Here is a 16900-nt window from a genome sequence, read left to right as displayed (position 1 = left end):
TTGCCGACGCACTCCAACTATAGGGGTAGTTTGTATCCTATAGCGGCTTGGAGGAGTCGACCGGAGTGTTACTGGCGGCCGCACGCTGCTTGATGCCGAGCACGGAGTGGCTGCGTCCGTAAGCGAAGTACACGATGAAGCCCACGACCAACCAGACCGCGAAACGCACCCAAGTGAGGGTCGTGAGATTCAGCATCAACCAGATGCACAGCACGGCAGAGAGAATCGGGAGCACCGGTGAAAACGGTACCTTGAAGGCGCGCGGCAGGTCGGGGCGCTTCTTGCGCAGCACGACCACGGCGATGCTGACCAGCACGAATGCCGACAGTGTGCCGATATTGATCATTTCTTCGAGCACACCCACGTCGGTGAGGCCGGCGATCACAGCGACGGCGGCGCCGGAGATAATCTGAATGCGCGCCGGAGTGCGGCGTTTCTCGCTCGTCACGCTCAGCCAGCGCGGCAGCAGGCCGTCGCGGCTCATCGCGAACAGCACCCGGGAGAGGCCGAGCAGCAGCACCATGATCACCGTCGTGAGACCGACCAGGATTCCAATAGAGATGACCTGGGCAGCCCAGCCGGCACCGACAGCGACGAAGGCCGTGGCGAGGGATGCGTTCGGGTCGTCGGCCAGCACCGTGTACGGCACCATCCCGGTGAGCACGAGACTCACGCCGAGGTAGAGCACCGTGACGATGGCGAGCCCCGCGAAGATGCCACGCGGCAGAGTCTTCTGCGGGTTCTTGACCTCTTCGGCGCTCGTGGCCACGACGTCGAAACCGATGAACGCGAAGAACACCAGGGACGCACCGGCGAGCAGGCCGAACAGGCCGTACTGGGCGGGAGCTGCACCGGTCATGAAGGAGAACAAGGACTGCATCCAGACATCACCATCGCCGCCCGTCGTGGGCACCTCGGCTGGAATGAACGGGCTGTAGTTTGCCGTGTTGATGAAGAAGGCGCCGACGATAATGACGAAGACGACGATGGCGACCTTGATGATCGTGAACACGCTCGCGACCCGGGCCGACAGCTGGGTGCCGAGCACGAGCAGCGTGGTGAAGATCGCGACGATGACGAAGGCGCCCCAGCTGACGTCCAGGCCGAGCACCGGGATCGTGGCCGGGACGTTCCAGCCGGCCAGGTCGAACACTGTGCTCAGGTAGATACCCCAGTATTTCGCGATTACTGCGGCCGCGGTGAGCATCTCCAGGATGAGGTCCCAGCCGATAATCCAGGCCAGCAACTCTCCGAGGGTGGCGTACGTGAAGGTATAGGCGGAGCCGGCGACGGGCACGGCCGAGGCGAATTCGGCGTAACACATGATCGCCAGCGCGCAGGTGAACGCCGCCAGCAGAAAGGCCAGGGTGACCGAGGGCCCGGCGTAGCTGCCGGCGGCCTTGGCGCCGACCGAGAAAATTCCCGCTCCGACGGCCACGGCGACACCCATGATCATGAGGTCCCAGGTACCGAGGGTGCGTTTAAGGCTGTGGCCCTTCTCCAGCGAGTCTGCTATCGAATCTTCAATACTCTTGGTGCGCCAGAGACTCATGCGTTGTGGTATCCGTTCGTTATTGCCAACCCCTTATGCTAGCAACCCCGTTCTACCCCCGTCTGGCGCTTGGCTGCGGCGGAACAGCATGAGGGGAGAGCGCCAGGCGTGGGCAGAGTGTCACGGCCTCGTCGGCCGCCGACAGCAGGTGCGGGGGCACGGGGGCGTCGGATCCGCTGCCCGTTTGACGCAAATTGCCCAGTGCGAGCGGGTAGCCCCAGTCGTCACGCCCGAATGCACGCTCCTTGAGTGTTGCATTCGGGTATACTCAACGGGCCGCCACCTACAAGGTGACGGCCCGTTGAGAAGAAGTTCGCGTTGTCAACGCTGCTTCGCTACGTGCAGTTGAGCTGCACGGTAATTAGCGACGCAGGCCGAGGCTGCCGATCAGTGTGCGGTACCGAGTGATGTCGATGTCCGACAGGTAACCGAGCAGACGGCGACGCTGACCAACCATGAGAAGCAGGCCACGACGTGAGTGGTGGTCGTGCTTGTGCTCTTTCAGGTGCTCGGTGAGGTCGAGAATGCGTTGCGTGAGCATTGCAATCTGAACTTCCGGGGACCCGGTGTCGCCTGGGTGGGTAGCGTACTTTTCGATGATCGCCTTCTTAGCATCTGGTTCGAGTGCCATAAAGTGGGATCCCCTTTCTCTCACTGCGCGGTGCCCTTGGCCAAATGCCTGAGCTCTCTTTATCCGCGGCCGTTGAACGGCAACCTTCATACTTTAGCAGAGTGGTCGGCCGACGCGGTCACGCTGCGGGAATTGTCGGCGATGAGCGGGTCTGTCCCCTCCCCCGGCTACCGCTACAGTGGTGGAATAATCGAGGAGGTGCACGTATGGGTACATTGCTTTACGGCAATCCGGGCATCGTGATCACCTTCGACGATCGCGCCCTCATGCACTTGCAGATCGTGATCAGTACCAAGCTGCGCCGGCGCGAAAGTTTTGTGTTCACCTGGACCGATTCCGCCGACGTCGGCAGCGGCCGGAGCGCGATCTGGCTCGACCCCACGAGCACGCTCTACTACCGGTATTTCGGCAGCCGAATCCCGTCGATCAATCGGGACTGGATCGAAGCGCTCATGCTCTCGGCCAACAGCGCCGGCGGACTGGTCTTCATCGCCGAGCCCGACCCGACGGCACCCCTCCCGGAGAAAACACGCCGCTAGCTCAGCCCGCGAGCTCGCCGAGCACGTCTTCGAGGGCGTGCAGAAAATGGTCGGCGCTGGCGACGGTGAGGCAGAGCGGCGGCTTGATCTTAAGCACGTTCTTGAAGTCGCCGGTGGGCTGCACGATGACGCCCCGCAACAGCAATTCGTCACAGAGCCGGGCGGCCACGGCGGTGGCTGGCGTGAAATCGACCCGGTCGAGCACCAGTTCGACGCCGAGGTAGAGCCCCATGCCGTAGACCGCGCCGACCAGGTCGAACCGTTCGCCGAGCTGTTCCAGCCCCCGCTTGAGGTGCCCGCCGACGACCTCGGCATTGCCTTGCAGGCCCTCATCGCGCATGATGTCGAGCACGGTCAGGCCGATGCGGCAACTGAGCGGGCTGCCGCCGGCCGAAGAGAAGAACGGTCCCTCCAGGGCGAAGCGATCGGCTATGTCGCGGCGGGTGATGACCGCGCCGAGCGGATGCCCGTTGCCCATCGCCTTCGCGATGGTGATGATGTCGGGAACCACGTTCTGCTGTTCAGTACCCCAGAAGTGGTGACCGAGGCGCGCGTAGCTCACCTGCACCTCGTCGGCGATGCAGAGCCCGCCGCGGGCGCGAACCTTCTCGTAGACGCCGGTCAGGTAGCCGTCGGGCAGCAGCACTCCGCCGGCGTTGCCGAACACCGGTTCGGCAATGAATGCGGCGACGCTGTGGCCCTCGTCGTCGAGGGCGGCGAGGTCGCCATCGAGGTCATTCAGGTACTGCGGCGCCGATTGCATGCCCCGATACTTGCCGCGCACGGCGTTCGGCGCCTCGACCAGATGCACCCAGTTTGGCCGGGTCTGAAGGGCCTTGGGGTTGTCGGCGACCGAGGAGGAGACGGCATCCGCTGCCATCGACCAGCCGTGGTACGCCTCCCGCACCGAGAGTACGGTGTCATGGCCGGTGTACGTGAGCGCCAGGCGCAGCGCGAGGTCCACGGCCTCGGTGCCGCTGTTGACCAGAAAGACGGTGTCGAGCGGGTCCGGCGCGAGCTCGGCAAGTCGTTCGGTGAAGCGCACGAGCTCGTCGTAGTGAAAACGCGAGTTGGTGTTCAGCAGCGACCACTGGCTTCGGGCTGCTTCGGCAATGCGTGGGTGTCCGTGGCCGACGGTCGTGACATTGTTGACCATGTCGACGTAGCTCTGCCCGTGCATGTCGATCAGGTGGTGCTTCCAGCCGCGCTCGATCTGCGGCGGGGCCGCGTAGTAGTGCTCCTGCACGCGCGCGAACGACGCATCACGGCGCTCAAGCAGCGCGGCCGGGTCGGCGAGTGGTCGGGCCGTCTCCAGCCCGATCAGGGCTGAGGGGTCGGGGCAGACCCGCTGCCATTGCGCGGCACCCGAGGGTGCGACGAAAAATGGCGGGCGGATGCCGCGCAGCCGGCTGGCCTGCACGGTCACCCGGGCGCCGGTCGTTCCGAGGCCGGATCCGGCCTGAATCCGCTGGCCGTCGAGCCCTCCCCCGTGAACCCCGGTCAGCCACAGGTCGTAATCTGCGCCCTCGAGCCGCACGGTGTCGGCATCCACCACCACGATGGTCCCGTCGATCGGCGCTGTCACCGGGCTGCCGGCCGGTAGATACATCTCGACCCCGAGGGCCAGGGTGACCGACTCCTCGGCCGTGTCGATGCGGGTCTGCGACAGGCGATACTCGCCGTAGCGGGTGACTGCGTGCCCTGAGCGGGCGGCGGCATCCGCTGCCACGCGCCCGTCAATGCCGGGTTCGAGCCAGATTCCAGCGTCGAACGCTGCGCTGGTGACCGACAGATCGATGATCGCACCGGGGTCGACGGTGCCCGCCAGGGGGTGATCAGTGGCCACGATCGGCGCCGGCTCGCCGGTCACCACGAAACGGATGAGGGCCTCGAGCACTGCGCCGCCTTGCTCCGCCGCGGTGGCGAACGCGAGCCACTCGCGAGAGCGGTTGGCGTCGGCGTAGTCGTTATCGTGATCGAGGTGCACCTGCTGCTCGCCGCTCACCACGAGCACCGCGGTGCGCAGCACGATCAGCGGCCAGAGGGCGGCGAGTTCGGTGTCGGTGAGCGGCACCCTCTGGGTGAACGCCTCGATTGCGTCGAGGACGGCGAGCGGATGCCGCGGACTGCGATACAGCACGCAGGCGCAGGTCGCGGCGAGTTCGGCGACGAGCCAGCCCTGGGCCACGTCCCCGAAGTCGATCACTCCGGTGATCGTCTCGGCGTCGGTGCGGCTGACCACGTTGTCGTCGGTCAGGTCACCGTGGATGGTCTGAACGCGCAGGTCGGTCGCGACGCGGTCGACCTGCTGCCGTGCGACCTCGGTTACGGTGCGGAGCCGTTCGCGGCGCACGTCGTCGTCAACGTAGCCGAGGAGGGCATCGATGACCTCCCCGCCGCGCCGCAGATCCCACTGTGACAAGCGGTCCGTTCCCGGGTGTTCGAAGTCGGCGAGGCCCTGAACCAGGCGCCCGGCCACGTCACCGAGCGCGCGAATCTGCCCGACCGACAGACGCACGGCATCGGTCAGCGGATGCCCGTCGACGTAGGTCAACAGGCGCAGGTTAAGGTTCTGCCCGTCGATCGTGACACGCTGAACCTCGCCTCCATCGATCCCGGCTATCACGGCTGGCAGGTCGAGACCCAGGTTGCCGAGGTGCCCCAGGTTGGCGAGGTGCCCCAGGGCAGCGTTCTGGGCCTCGAGCTCCACCGTCAAGATGGCCGGGTTGGCGACTTTGAGAACGAGGGAACCGGCATCCGTTTCGATCCGAAAATTGCGGTCCTGATTACTGCCGAGCTCGGTGACAACGCCCGCCACTCCGAACCGGTCCCGGGCCAGCTCGGTCGCCTGCTCGGGCGTCAGGCGCGGGCGCGGCAGGTGATAGGGGCTCTGCTCGGTCATGGTTCTCCAGTCATGCAGGGGGCAGCGGTGGCACGAGCAGGGTTGAACGGATGCCGGTCAGCGCTTTAGCACGCGACGCTTCGGCGGCATGGCGCGCGGGGCATCCGGGGTGTTCCAGGCCTTGGCGATGGCCCAGGTGACGGCCGCGATCGGCACCGAGAGCACGGCGCCGACGATGCCGCCGAGAATGGTTCCGGCGGTCAACCCGACCAAAATCACCAGCGGATGCAGCTTGAGGGACTGCGCCATGACGACCGGCTGCAGAAAGTTTCCCTCGAGCTGGTTGACCGCGATCACGATGATGATGACGATGAGCGCGACGCCTGGACCGCTCGCGACGAGGGCCACCAGGGCGGCGAGCACGCCGGCCGCGGTCGCGCCGATCAGCGGAATGAACGCGCCGAGGAACACGATGACCGCCAGTGGCAGAGCCAGCGGAACCTGCAAAATGGCCAGGCCGATACCGATCGCCGTGGCATCGACAGCGGCGACGATGGCGGTGCCGCGCACGTAACCGCCGAGCACGCGCAGCGAGGTGTGGCCAATGCGGCGTCCGCGGGCGAGCCGCTCGCCCTTGAACGGCGTGAGGAAGAAGTTCCAGATCTGGCCGCCATCCTTGAGGAAGAAGAACAGAATGACCACGAGCAGCACCGCCCCGGTGATCAGTTCGAACACAGCGGATGCCCCGGCGAGCGCCCCGGTACCGAACTGGCTGCTGGTGAGAAAGTCCACGACGGCGGTGCGCGCCGTGTCGATCTGCTTCTCATCGACCTGGATCGGTCCGTCGATCAGGAACTGCTGAAGATGGTCGATGCCCTCCGAGGCCGAGGAGAACAGCTCGTTCCACTGGTCACGCACCGCCAAAACGATGAGGGTGATGATTCCGCCGAAGACGACGATGCCGCCGAGCAGGGTGATCCAGGTGGCGAGGATGGCGGCGACTCCGCGCTTGCGTAGCCCGTTGATCACCGGGCTGAGCGCTGAGGCGAGGATGATCGCGATCAAAACCGGGATGACGACGAGCTTCAGCTGCACCAGGCCGAAGACGACCACGGAGGCCAGCAGGATGACGAGCAGAATCTGGCCGCTGCGCAGGCCGAGCCACCCGAGCCGATCAGTCAGCGGGGTGCGGGGAACGATGGGCCTGGGGTCGTCGTGTGCGCGCATGAAACCAGCCTAGACATCCGCTGGCCGGAAACCCCGATCGACCGCCCTCTTTGGCCGATTCAGTTCAGGGTTGCCGCGACCGTATCGAGGATGGATTCGTCGCCGGCGTAGATGCCGTGCTCGCGTGGCCAATGGCTGATCACGTCGGTGAAACCGAGCTCGGCGGCCCGGCCGACGGCATCCTCAAACGCGTTCATGCTCTGCAGGGAGTATGTTCCGCCGCTGTCGAGTGAGAGGTAACGGTCAATCGTGGCGGGGTCGCGGCCGGCTCCGCTGACGACGTCGTCGAGGCGCATGGTCAGGCCGCGCACACTGGTCCACCATTCTTCTCCCTCGACACCGTCCTGTCCGGTGGTCACCCAGCCCTGCCCGAAACGGCTGACCAGCCCGAGACCCCTCGGCCCGTTGGCCGCGATCAGGAACGGTACGCGGGAGCGTGCCGGGGCGCTGGCAGCGGAGTGCACCATACGGGCGTTGTGGGCGGTATACCACTCGCCGGTGAAACTGATTCCGTCAGTGGAGCCCGGTTCTTCGCCGCGTAACAGCAGGTCGAGGTCCGTGATGAATTCGGCGAACCGTGCGTGACGTTCACGGGGGGTGTACTCCGGCTGGCCGAGCACGCTCGCGTCAAAACCGGTGCCGCCCGACCCGATGCCGAGCAGAAACCGCCCGCCCGAGACGTCGTCGACCGTTGCGACATCTTTAGCGAATGGCACCGGATGCCGAAAGTTCGGCGACGAGACAAAGGTGCCCAGTGCTATCCGTTCGGTCACGGCCGCAGCGGCGGTGAGGGTGGGGATGGTCGCGTTCCACGGCTCGTCAGCGAGCGAGCGCCAGGACAGATGGTCGTAGGTGAAGGCGTGGTCGAAGCCGTACTGCTCGGCGCCGAGCCATTTTCTGCGGGCGACCGGCCACGGGTCCTGGGGAAGAATGACGATTCCAAAGCGCATGAGGCGAGTCTATTCAGCGTGACCAAAACGCGCGGTTGCAATGTCGGCGGCCGGTGCCAGACTCTGCACATGGACACTCGCGAGCTCCACACCACGTGCACGATCGTTCCGCCCTACCTGCTGGTGCGGCTGGCGAAACTTGATGATCCCCGATTTGCGCAGGCCGCGGCGGCCGCCCGGGCCTCGCTGCTGCGGGACTCGCAGATTCGCCAGTTGCGGGGCGGGGCGCATCCGTTTCCCTACTCGGGGGCGCGCACGCTGCCGGCTCGAACCCCCGGTGAGTCTGACCGCACCATTTCGGATGCCGGTGGCCAGGAACGCCTGCCGGGTCGCCGGGTGCGCGCCGAGGGCCAGCCTGCCGGCACCGACCCGGCCACGAACGAGGCGTACGACGGGCTCGGTGCCACCCAGAACCTGTTCTGGACGCAGTTCGGGCGCGACAGCATCGACGGCAACGGACTGCCCATGGATGCGACCGTGCACTACGGCAAGCAGTACGACAACGCCTTTTGGGATGGCGAACGTATGGTGTTCGGCGATGGTGATGGGCAGGTCTTCACTCGCTTCACGATTTCGCCCAGCGTGATCGGGCACGAACTCACCCACGGAGTCACCCAGTTCACCGCCAATCTCACCTACCAGGGCCAGTCGGGGGCGCTCAACGAATCCATCTCCGACGTGTTCGGTGCCCTGGTCGAGCAGCACGTCAAGAACCAATCGACGGCCGATGCCAGCTGGTTGATCGGGGAAGGGCTGTTCACCGACCAGGTGGAGGGCGTCGCCCTGCGTTCAATGAAAGCGCCAGGTACCGCATACAACGACGATGTGCTCGGCAAAGATCCGCAGCCAGACACCATGGCCGGGTACGTCGAAACCGAGGACGACAACGGTGGAGTGCACCTCAATTCAGGCATTCCCAACCGGGCGTTCTATCTGGTCGCCGATGCCCTCGGCGGCAACGCCTGGGAGACGCCGGGCCACATTTGGTACGAGACTCTCACCGGCGGTGCGCTGGCCAGCACGAGCGATTTCGTGGCGTTTGCCGCGGCCACGGCCGATACCGCGGCGCGTCTCTACGGCAATGGCGGTGCCGCCCACGACGCGGTAATGCGCGCGTGGGCGACGGTGGGCGTGGTGGCGGCGATTCCGTCGCCGCTTCCCCAGCAACCAGCCCCGCCACCACCCCCGAGCCGGCCAGGCGTACCCCGGCCACCGGAGTAGCATCGCGGTATGAAAGTCATCGTCTCCCGCAGCGGCGGGACGGCGGGTATCCGCCTGACCTGGGAAGTGCGAGTTGAAGAACAGCCCGACCCGAATACCTGGGCTGAGTTCCTGAACTCCCTGCCCTGGGACGACGTCACCGACAGCGAGGCCACCCCCGACCGGTTCGCTTACCGCATTCGGTGCGCCCCGCACGAGGTGGTGCTCGCCGAACCCCAGGTGAACGGGCCGTGGCGTGATCTGGTCAACCGGGTCAGGGCAGCCAACGGCATGTAGCGGCTGCCCGTCCCACACCCTGTCCCGGTTCAGGCCTCTGGCCTCAGGCCTTCGGGCGACGACCCCACCGCGGTCGGCGGGCCGGATCGTCGGTCAGCGCTGCCTCGATGTGGCCGTCGACCTGCTCACCGAAGTGGTCGTCGAAGTTCTCCTCGAGGTGCGCGGTGACGGTCTTGCCGATGCGGCGGGCCATTTCCTCCCGGCGTTGACGGCGTTCGGCAGCCACCAGAACCTCGTGCTCGATGCGGAACGCCTTGTAAATGGCAATACACATACCGATCATGACGATGCTCACCGGAATAGCGGTCAGAATCGCGCCGGTCTGCAGGGCGGCCAGTCCGCCAGCCAACAGCAGGGCGATAGCCACGAGCCCGCCGAGGCTGGCCCACATGATGCGGCTCCACTTGGGCGGATTGGTGTCTCCGCCAGAGGCCAGCATGTCGATGACGAGTGAACCCGAGTCGGCCGAGGTGATGAAGAAGATCGCGATGACGATGACCGCGATCACCGAGAGGATCACGCCAAACGGCAGGGTGCCCAGAAAGTTGAACAGTACGTTCTCGGGGATGATGCCGACCTTGGGGTCGAACAGACCACCGCCGTCGCCCTCCCAGGCCTGACGGATGGCGCTGCCGCCCATGACCGCGAACCAGACGAATGTGACCAAGGTCGGAACGAGCAGCACGCCGGCGATGAACTGGCGAACCGTGCGTCCACGGGAGATGCGCGCGATGAACACGCCCACGAACGGTGCCCAGGAGATCCACCAGCCCCAGTAGAAGACGGTCCAGGCGCCCTGGAAGTCGAGGCCGGCCTGGCCGGTGAATGCTCCGGTGTCGAAGGTGAGTCCGACCACGTTCTGAAAGTAGCCGCCGACCGATTGCACCAGCAGACGCAGCAGGTACATTGTGGGGCCGAGCAGCAGCACGGCCACGAGCAGCAGGCCGGCCATGCCGAGGTTGATGTTGGAGAGCCACTTGATGCCCTTGCCGACGCCGCTGACCACAGAGGCCGTTGCGATGATGGTAATCACGACGATCAAAACCACGAGCAGGGTATTGGTGACGTCGCCGACGACACCGAGGTAGCTGAGGCCTGCGGCGATCTGCTTGACCCCGAGGCCGAGGGAGGTCGCGACACCGAACAGGGTACCCACGATGGCGATCACGTCGATTACGTCACCGAGACGACCCTTGACCCGTTTGGTACCGAGAAGCGGCTCCAGTGCCCAGCGGATCGAAACCGGACGCCCCTTGCGGTGGATCGAATAGGCCAGGGCCAGGCCGACAACGGCGTAGATGGCCCAGGCGTGGAATCCCCAGTGCAGGAAGGTCTGCGACATCGCGGCGGAGGCGAGATCTGCGGAATCGCCGGTCACCCCGGGCTTGGGTGTCGTGAAGAAGGTGAGCGGTTCTGAGGCGCCCCAGAAGACCAGGCCGATACCCATCCCGGCAGCGAAGAGCATCGAGAACCAGCTCGTCAGACCGAATTCGGGTTCGTCATCGTCTTTGCCGAGCTTGATGTCGCCGAAGCGGCTGAGGCCCATCCAGATGGCGAAGACCACAAACGCCGCCACGATGACGACATAGTACGGGCCGAGGCCGGCCACCACCCAACCCTGCAGCAGGGCAAGAACGCTGCCCGTGCGCACCGGAAAAGCGATGGCCACGATGACGACGGCCAGAATGATGCCGAGTGCGGGATAAAACACTCGAGGTGCCGGAACGACGAATCGACGGGATTTGGGTGGACTGCTGTTCGGCGTTTTCGCCGGTACTTCGGGTAGTGCACTCACGGTGGAACTTTCTCAAAGAAATAGTTTGCGGCACACGGCAATTTAACTGTGGACTAAGCCGCTCTGGCACCGCCAGGTACCTGCCCCGCTGGGCAAATTTCCAGCTTACAGGTAAACCACCCTGCATTGGGGGCAATATGTTTTCGGTGCCAGGTCTGCCTGCCAGCGTGCAAAACGCGCTTCTCCGGCTCGCCCTGAGGCTCGGGGCGTGTGACGATGGACCATGACTTTCAACGACGTGAACGCGGCTGCATCGGCCGTGCAGAATCTCAGCGAAGAGGAATGCTGGAATGCCTTACTGTCGGCCAGTCTGGGCCGCCTCGCCGTGGCCGTCGGTGGCATCCCGGATATTTTTCCGGTCAATTTTGTGGCCGCCGACCGGCACCTGCTGTTTCGCACCGCGTCCGGCACCAAACTGATCGAGCTCACGGTCAACAACCGAGTCGCGTTCGAAACGGACGGCGTGGGTCGCGACGACGCGTGGAGCGTCGTCGTGCACGGAACAGCCAGAGCGCTCAACACCCAGCGGGAGATCGACGACGCCGCCGCCCTGCCGTTACGGCCGCTGATCCCCACGGTCAAGCCGGTGTTCGTCGAGATCGTGCCGGAGTCGATCACCGGACGGCGCTTTCTACTCGGCCCGGAACCAACGGCGGCTTTGCTCTAGCCTTAGCACGTTAGCGTTAACGAGCGCCCCTCACCACGAACCGGGGCAAACAGGAGTGCCGTGCCCGCCATGCTCAATCTCACGGTGCACGTGAAGCCTGGAAGCCGCAAAGGCCCGCTCGTGGTGGACGACCCGGAGAGTACGCCGGAACACGCATCCGTTACGGTCTTTCTGCAGCAGCGAGCCGTGGAGGGCGCCGCGAACGACGCCCTCGTGGCTCTGCTGGCCAAGCACTTCAAGGTGGCTAAACGCGACGTGAGCATCATCCGCGGTCACACCTCGAAGATCAAACACCTGCGCATCAACCGCTCGTAATCAGGGTCGAACGACTCAGCTCACGCCGAGCAGGTCGATCACGAAGATCAGGGTCTGGCCGGACAGTCGGTGTCCGGAACCGGCCGGTCCGTAGGCGAGGTGCGGGGGTACAACGAGCTTGCGACGGCCGCCGACCTTCATGCCGGGAATACCTTCCTGCCAGCCGGCGATGAGTGAGCGCAGCGGAAAGTTGATCGACTGGCCGCGGTTCCAGGACGAGTCGAACTCGTCGCCGGACGCAAACTCGACGCCGAGGTAGTGCACATCGACGGTAGCGCCGGCGGTAGCCTCGGCACCGTCACCGACGACGACATCGGTGATCTTGAGTTGTTCGGGCGCAGCGCCCTCCGGGAAGTCAATTTCGGGCTTGGAATTCAAATCAGTCATACCCCCATCCAACCGGATCGCGCGCAGAAATGCACACCGGCGACCCACCTGGCAGGTCGAAAAAAATAATGCTTGCGCCGGACCGCTCGCGGGTGCACTCTTGGTGTACACCAACTCGTCGCATCGGGAGAGTCGTCGGCACCGCCACACCACCGAAGCGGCGAGTTTCTGTTGGTTCCGCGCCTACGGTACCGCTGGTGCCGTACCCGGCCGCACCTGCCCCAGCACATCGGCCCGATGATTCATCAACCGTCCGAGCAGGCGAGCCTCGTGGGCGTGCAGCGCCGGTGTGCTCTGGCCACGCACCAGGCGGTCACGCACGAAGGCGAGGCGGGTCGCGTCCGCTATGAACAGGCGCATGGCAAGCTTCTTGGGTCGTTGCTGCCGTCGGCCCCAGGCGAGCGCCTGACGTCGGCCGGCGCCCGTGCCGAGCATCGAAACCTCCGCGGCGGTGAACCAGCCGGCCTGCGAATATTCGTGCAGCCGCCGCAGGGTGATGCGGGCTTCCTGCCGGCGGAGAAACACCACGACGAGAATGGCGACGATGAACAGCGGCACCTGCACGACCGCGTAGTAGATGAGCACGGAGGCATCACCGCTCAGCACAAAAGTGGAACCGTTCCACAGTGCGTGCAGCAGGATCGCGGGGATGAGGCCGAGCAGAAAATAGCCGACCGCGCCGCCCTTGCTCGCGCTGCGCCGTGCGGCCAGCCCGAGGGCGAGCCCGGTACAGATCGTGAACGTGACGTGCGCGAACGGCGAGAAGACCCCGCGCAGCAAGAACGTGATGCCGAGGCCCTGCGCGTTGCCCTCGGTCATGGCCAGGCCGAAGTATTGAATGTTCTCGGAGAACGCAAAGCCGGCCGCAATCGTCGCGGCGTAGACGACGCCGTCGACCGGGCCGTCGAAGTGCCTCCGAACCGCCCAGAACAGCACGAGAATGCCGAATCCCTTGGCGACTTCCTCCACGATCGGGGCCTGAATGACAGCGGATGCGAAATCACTCCCGGTCAGTGCCCCCGCGCTGGCCGCGATCGTGATCTGAACGCCAAGGTCGAAGAGCAGTGCGGTGACGATGGAGATGCCGGCACCCCACAGCAGGGCGAAGATGAGGGCCGGCCGCGGCTCCGGATCCCAGCGGTCGATCCAGCGCACCGCGAGCAGCACGACAGCGAGCGGCAGAAGCGCCAGGATCAGCCCGACCAGCAGGGCGCCGGCGCCGAGGAACGTGGTGAGGTACAAGAACACGGCGAGCAGGGCCAGCCCGGCGAGCACGATGCCGATCACGGCCAGTACGATCGGGCCGGCGCGAGACGGGCGTACCGGCTGGCTCCAAACCGGCTGCACCGGGGCCGGACTCTCCTGCACGGGCTGCTGCTGGGATGGCTGCTGCGGGGCTGGCTGCTGGCCCGGTGGCTGGTCGAGGCTCATTGTTCGAGAATACCGGCCCGGGCGGCCCAGCTCAGGCGGCAAACATGGTGCCGGGGTTCAGAAGACCGAGCGGGTCAAAGACCGCTTTGAGCTGGCGTTGCAGCTCGAGGCTCGTGTCGCCGATCTCATCGCGCAGCCAGCGACGTTTCAGCACGCCGACGCCATGTTCGCCGGTGAGCGTGCCGCCGAGGGCCAGTGCGGCCTGGAACATCTCGTCGGCGGCGGCCCAGATCTCGTCGGGCACCGCCGCATCCGCTTCCCCGCCACGGGGAATGACGAAGTTCGGGTGCAGGTTGCCGTCACCGGCGTGGGCGACGGTGGGGATGGGGATGCCGGTGCGGGCGCTGATCTCGGCGATCGCGGCGAACATCTCGGCCATGCGCGAGCGCGGTACGGACACGTCCTCGATCAGCACCCGGCCGAACTGCTCCAGGGCTGGGTGCATGGCGCGGCGGATGGCCAGCAGGCGGTCGCCGGAGGCAGCATCCGTTGACAGGCTGGCTTCGCCTCCTGCCGCCCGCAGCACGGCAACGGCCTGTTCGGCTTCGGCGAGCGCCGCCGGACCATCGGTCTGCACCAGCAGGAATGCGCCGCGACCGAGCGGCAGACCGGCCGAGCCCTCAGGCCCCAGGTAGGCGGCGACTAGACCGAGCGCGACCGGGTCGATCAGTTCCATCACGGCGGGGCGGATTCGTGCGGCCGTGATCGCCGCGCTGGCTGCGGCCGCCGCCGTGACCGTGTCGAAAACCGCACCGATCGTGGCAACGGCGCCCGCCGTGAGCGCGCGCACCCGCACGGTCGCCTCAACGATGACGCCGAGGGTGCCCTCGGAGCCGGTGAGCAGCGCCGTGAGATCGTAACCGGTGACGCCCTTGACCGTGCGGTGCCCGGTGTGCAGCAGGCTGCCGTCGGCGAGTACGACGGTCAGACCGAGCACCGCCTCCCGCGTGACGCCGTACTTGGCGCAGAGCAAGCCGCCGGCGTTCGTGGCGATGTTGCCGCCGACGGTGGAGATGGCTTTGCTGGCCGGATCGGGGGCAAACCACAGGTCCTGCTTCGCGAGCTCGTCGTTGAGGTGCTGGTTGATCACTCCGGCCTCCACGACGGCGAGTTCGTCGTCGGCGTTGATTTCGAGGATGCGGGTGAGCCCGGCCACGCTCAGCACGATGGCACCGTCGGTGCCGCAGGCTCCGCCGGACAGTCCCGTTCCAGCGCCGCGGGTGACCACCGGCACCCGGCATTCGGTGGCGATGCGCAGCACGGCCTGCACGTGGGCGACCGTGGTGGCACGCACCAGGGCGAGGGGGGTACCGTCGGCGATCCAGCCGGATTTGTCGGTGCGGCTGGCCGCGAGGTCGAGTGGTGCAGTGCTGACGATGTCGCCAAGCTCGGACTGGAGGCGCAGCAGTGCGTTCATTCCCCCAGCCTATCGACGAGCACCCATGTCCGATTTCCGCTACCACCCCGCGCCCGATCGTGACAGGCTCGAGGTATGACGTCCGCCGTTTCAGCCGATCAGGTCTTCGCCGAGCGGTACCGCATAATGTGCTCGCGCGACAGTCGTTTCGACGGCCAGTTCATCACCGGCGTGCACACGACCGGCATCTACTGCCGGCCGAGCTGCCCGGCCGCAACGCCCAAACCGGGCAATGTGTCCTTCTACCTCACCGCGGCGGCCGCCCATGAGGCCGGGCTGCGAGCCTGCAAACGGTGCCTGCCCGACGCCGTGCCCGGCTCACCGGCCTGGAATCTGCGGGACGACCTCGCCGCCCGCGCGATGCGACTGATTTCTGACGGCGTGCTCGAACGCGACGGCGTGCCGGGGCTCGCCGCCAGCCTCGGCTACACTCCCCGGCATCTGACTCGGGTGTTGGTCGCCGAGCTCGGTGCCGGTCCGCTCGCCCTCGCCCGCGCGCATCGTGCGCAGACCGCACGCCTGTTGTTGCTGGGCACCGACCTGAAGATCACGGATGTGGCGTTCGCCGCCGGCTTTGGCAGTGTGCGCCAGTTCAACGACACCGTCACGGCCATCTACGAACGCACCCCCACCGAGGTGCGAGCGACCCGGCGCCCACTGCTGACGCACTCGGTCCCCGGCGTCGATCCCGCCGAAACCAGGATCACCCTGCAGCTGCCGGCCCGAACGCCGTTCGACGGCCCCGGGCTGCTGCGCTTTCTCGCAACCCGCGCCCTCCCGGGCGTCGAAACGGCCACCGCAACGAGCTACGCCCGCGCCGTGCGGCTACCGAACGGCACGGCCACCATCGACGTGACCCTGGCGGGAACGGATGCCGCCTCCGCGCTGGCCTGCAGCATCCGTCTGACCCAGCTCGCCGACCTGGCACCGCTGGTGAGCCGGGTGCGTCGACTGTTCGACCTCGATGCCGACGCACAGGCCATCGATCATCATCTGGCCGCGGACCCGGCGCTGGCCGTGTCGGTCGCCCGGGCCCCTGGCATCCGTGTACCGGGCAGTATGGACGCCGAGGAGACACTGTTCCGGGCGCTGATCGGGCAGCAGATCTCGGTCGCCGCGGCCCGCACCGCGTTGACCAGGCTGGCTGACACGCTTGGCGAACGCCTGCCCGGGGCCAAGTCTCGGCTGCTCTTTCCCACCGCGGCGCAGATCGCCGCCGGCGGCCGCGGCGTGCTGCGCGGGCCGGGCGCTCGCATCGAGACGATCCTGCGGGTCGCGGAGGCGCTGGCTTCGGGAGAATTGCAACTGTCAGCCGGGCAGACCCGCACCGAACTCGAAGCACGTCTGGTCGCGCTGCGGGGAATCGGACCGTGGACGGCCGGGTACGTGGCCATGCGCGTGCTCGGCAGTCCGGACATCCTGCTGACCAGCGACTTGGCACTGCGGCAGGGTGCCGGCCGACTCGGTCTGCCGGTTCAGCCCCGGGCTCTGGCCGCGCGCGGGGCTGACTGGGCGCCCTGGCGGAGTTACGCCGGAATGCACCTGTGGCGCGCTGCCGGTGCACCCCTTTTACCCCAGGGGGCCGTTACCTCCAAGCAGACCGACCGAGGGTTGGAGCACCTCACAGGGCAACCCGCAGGCTGAGCCGGT

General features: G+C 66.3%; 15 protein-coding genes. 6 read left to right on the top strand and 9 right to left on the bottom strand.

The genetic code is table 11. The features are described 5' to 3' along the window. Positions 1-37 precede the first annotated feature (37 nt). Entirely contained in the window at positions 38-1552 is a 1515-nt protein-coding gene (locus CXY77_RS09730; protein WP_092340985.1) for an amino acid permease, read from the bottom strand. A gap of 361 nt (positions 1553-1913) precedes the next feature. Then, the gene (gene rpsO / locus CXY77_RS09725) at positions 1914-2183 is read right to left on the bottom strand and encodes a 30S ribosomal protein S15 (RefSeq protein WP_092112143.1); all 270 of its coding nucleotides are present in this window, start codon (positions 2181-2183) and stop codon (positions 1914-1916) included. Positions 2184-2389: 206 nt separating this feature from the next. Between rpsO and CXY77_RS09720 the strand changes: the two genes are divergently transcribed. Next, entirely contained in the window at positions 2390-2722 is a 333-nt protein-coding gene (locus CXY77_RS09720) for a hypothetical protein (RefSeq protein ID WP_092340984.1), read from the top strand. Between the two features lies 1 nt (position 2723). Here CXY77_RS09720 and CXY77_RS09715 read toward each other — a convergent pair whose 3' ends face one another. The 3 genes from CXY77_RS09715 to CXY77_RS09705 are packed head-to-tail and all read right to left on the bottom strand — an operon-like array spanning position 2724 to position 7741. Then, positions 2724-5624, bottom strand: coding sequence for an aminotransferase (locus tag CXY77_RS09715; RefSeq protein WP_104129999.1), 2901 nt, complete (start codon positions 5622-5624; stop codon positions 2724-2726). A gap of 57 nt (positions 5625-5681) precedes the next feature. Continuing rightward, positions 5682-6791: an AI-2E family transporter gene (locus CXY77_RS09710; protein ID WP_092340981.1), complete on the bottom strand. Its 1110-nt coding sequence runs from the start codon at positions 6789-6791 to the stop codon at positions 5682-5684. 59 nt (positions 6792-6850) lie between these two features. Further along, the gene (locus CXY77_RS09705) at positions 6851-7741 is read right to left on the bottom strand and encodes an LLM class flavin-dependent oxidoreductase (protein WP_104088803.1); all 891 of its coding nucleotides are present in this window, start codon (positions 7739-7741) and stop codon (positions 6851-6853) included. A gap of 69 nt (positions 7742-7810) precedes the next feature. Between CXY77_RS09705 and CXY77_RS09700 the strand changes: the two genes are divergently transcribed. Next, on the top strand, positions 7811-8962 hold the full coding sequence (locus CXY77_RS09700; protein ID WP_092340979.1) for a M4 family metallopeptidase: 1152 nt from the start codon (positions 7811-7813) through the stop codon (positions 8960-8962). A 9-nt stretch (positions 8963-8971) separates the two neighbouring features. Next, positions 8972-9238, top strand: coding sequence for a protealysin inhibitor emfourin (locus CXY77_RS09695; protein ID WP_092340977.1), 267 nt, complete (start codon positions 8972-8974; stop codon positions 9236-9238). Between the two features lie 43 nt (positions 9239-9281). On the opposite strand, the gene CXY77_RS09690 is transcribed toward CXY77_RS09695, so the two are convergent. Further along, the gene (locus tag CXY77_RS09690; protein ID WP_198412799.1) at positions 9282-10949 is read right to left on the bottom strand and encodes a BCCT family transporter; all 1668 of its coding nucleotides are present in this window, start codon (positions 10947-10949) and stop codon (positions 9282-9284) included. Positions 10950-11256: 307 nt separating this feature from the next. Between CXY77_RS09690 and CXY77_RS09685 the strand changes: the two genes are divergently transcribed. Both CXY77_RS09685 and CXY77_RS09680 read left to right on the top strand, forming a co-directional pair. Beyond that, entirely contained in the window at positions 11257-11700 is a 444-nt protein-coding gene (locus tag CXY77_RS09685) for a pyridoxamine 5'-phosphate oxidase family protein (RefSeq protein ID WP_092340974.1), read from the top strand. 69 nt (positions 11701-11769) lie between these two features. Next, complete coding sequence (locus CXY77_RS09680) at positions 11770-12015, top strand: DUF167 domain-containing protein (protein WP_092340973.1); 246 nt, start codon at positions 11770-11772, stop codon at positions 12013-12015. A gap of 15 nt (positions 12016-12030) precedes the next feature. Here the strand turns inward: CXY77_RS09680 and CXY77_RS09675 are convergent, their stop codons facing one another. The 3 genes from CXY77_RS09675 to CXY77_RS09665 all read right to left on the bottom strand — a co-directional run bounded on the left by CXY77_RS09675 (position 12031) and on the right by CXY77_RS09665 (position 15250). Further along, the gene (locus CXY77_RS09675) at positions 12031-12402 is read right to left on the bottom strand and encodes an FKBP-type peptidyl-prolyl cis-trans isomerase (protein ID WP_104088801.1); all 372 of its coding nucleotides are present in this window, start codon (positions 12400-12402) and stop codon (positions 12031-12033) included. Between the two features lie 183 nt (positions 12403-12585). Further along, positions 12586-13833 (bottom strand): PrsW family intramembrane metalloprotease, encoded by a 1248-nt coding sequence (locus CXY77_RS09670; protein WP_104088800.1) that lies wholly within the window; start codon positions 13831-13833, stop codon positions 12586-12588. 31 nt (positions 13834-13864) lie between these two features. Then, positions 13865-15250, bottom strand: a complete 1386-nt coding sequence (locus tag CXY77_RS09665; RefSeq protein ID WP_104129998.1) for an FAD-binding oxidoreductase — start codon at positions 15248-15250, stop codon at positions 13865-13867. 75 nt (positions 15251-15325) lie between these two features. On the opposite strand from CXY77_RS09665, the gene CXY77_RS09660 reads away from it, so the two are divergent. Further along, a complete protein-coding gene (locus CXY77_RS09660) occupies positions 15326-16894 on the top strand; it encodes an AlkA N-terminal domain-containing protein (RefSeq protein ID WP_104129997.1) in 1569 nt (522 codons plus the stop codon). Positions 16895-16900 lie beyond the last annotated feature (6 nt).

The sequence above is a fragment of the Cryobacterium sp. N21 genome, from assembly GCF_002929575.1.
Classification (GTDB): Bacteria; Actinomycetota; Actinomycetes; order Actinomycetales; family Microbacteriaceae; genus Cryobacterium; species Cryobacterium flavum.
Note: the sequence above shows the minus strand (reverse complement) of the source record. Positions and strands in the feature narration are given on the sequence as shown.

Excerpts from the sequence above, each read along its gene's own strand:
- CXY77_RS09730 (WP_092340985.1), bottom strand. The coding sequence starts at position 1,552 with ATGAGTCTCTGGCGCACCAAGAGTATTGAAGATTCGATAGCAGACTCG.
- rpsO (WP_092112143.1), bottom strand. The coding sequence starts at position 2,183 with ATGGCACTCGAACCAGATGCTAAGAAGGCGATCATCGAAAAGTACGCT.
- CXY77_RS09720 (WP_092340984.1), top strand. The coding sequence starts at position 2,390 with ATGGGTACATTGCTTTACGGCAATCCGGGCATCGTGATCACCTTCGAC.
- CXY77_RS09715 (WP_104129999.1), bottom strand. The coding sequence starts at position 5,624 with ATGACCGAGCAGAGCCCCTATCACCTGCCGCGCCCGCGCCTGACGCCC.
- CXY77_RS09710 (WP_092340981.1), bottom strand. The coding sequence starts at position 6,791 with ATGCGCGCACACGACGACCCCAGGCCCATCGTTCCCCGCACCCCGCTG.
- CXY77_RS09705 (WP_104088803.1), bottom strand. The coding sequence starts at position 7,741 with ATGCGCTTTGGAATCGTCATTCTTCCCCAGGACCCGTGGCCGGTCGCC.
- CXY77_RS09700 (WP_092340979.1), top strand. The coding sequence starts at position 7,811 with ATGGACACTCGCGAGCTCCACACCACGTGCACGATCGTTCCGCCCTAC.
- CXY77_RS09695 (WP_092340977.1), top strand. The coding sequence starts at position 8,972 with ATGAAAGTCATCGTCTCCCGCAGCGGCGGGACGGCGGGTATCCGCCTG.
- CXY77_RS09685 (WP_092340974.1), top strand. The coding sequence starts at position 11,257 with ATGACTTTCAACGACGTGAACGCGGCTGCATCGGCCGTGCAGAATCTC.
- CXY77_RS09680 (WP_092340973.1), top strand. The coding sequence starts at position 11,770 with ATGCTCAATCTCACGGTGCACGTGAAGCCTGGAAGCCGCAAAGGCCCG.
- CXY77_RS09675 (WP_104088801.1), bottom strand. The coding sequence starts at position 12,402 with ATGACTGATTTGAATTCCAAGCCCGAAATTGACTTCCCGGAGGGCGCT.
- CXY77_RS09670 (WP_104088800.1), bottom strand. The coding sequence starts at position 13,833 with ATGAGCCTCGACCAGCCACCGGGCCAGCAGCCAGCCCCGCAGCAGCCA.
- CXY77_RS09665 (WP_104129998.1), bottom strand. The coding sequence starts at position 15,250 with ATGAACGCACTGCTGCGCCTCCAGTCCGAGCTTGGCGACATCGTCAGC.
- CXY77_RS09660 (WP_104129997.1), top strand. The coding sequence starts at position 15,326 with ATGACGTCCGCCGTTTCAGCCGATCAGGTCTTCGCCGAGCGGTACCGC.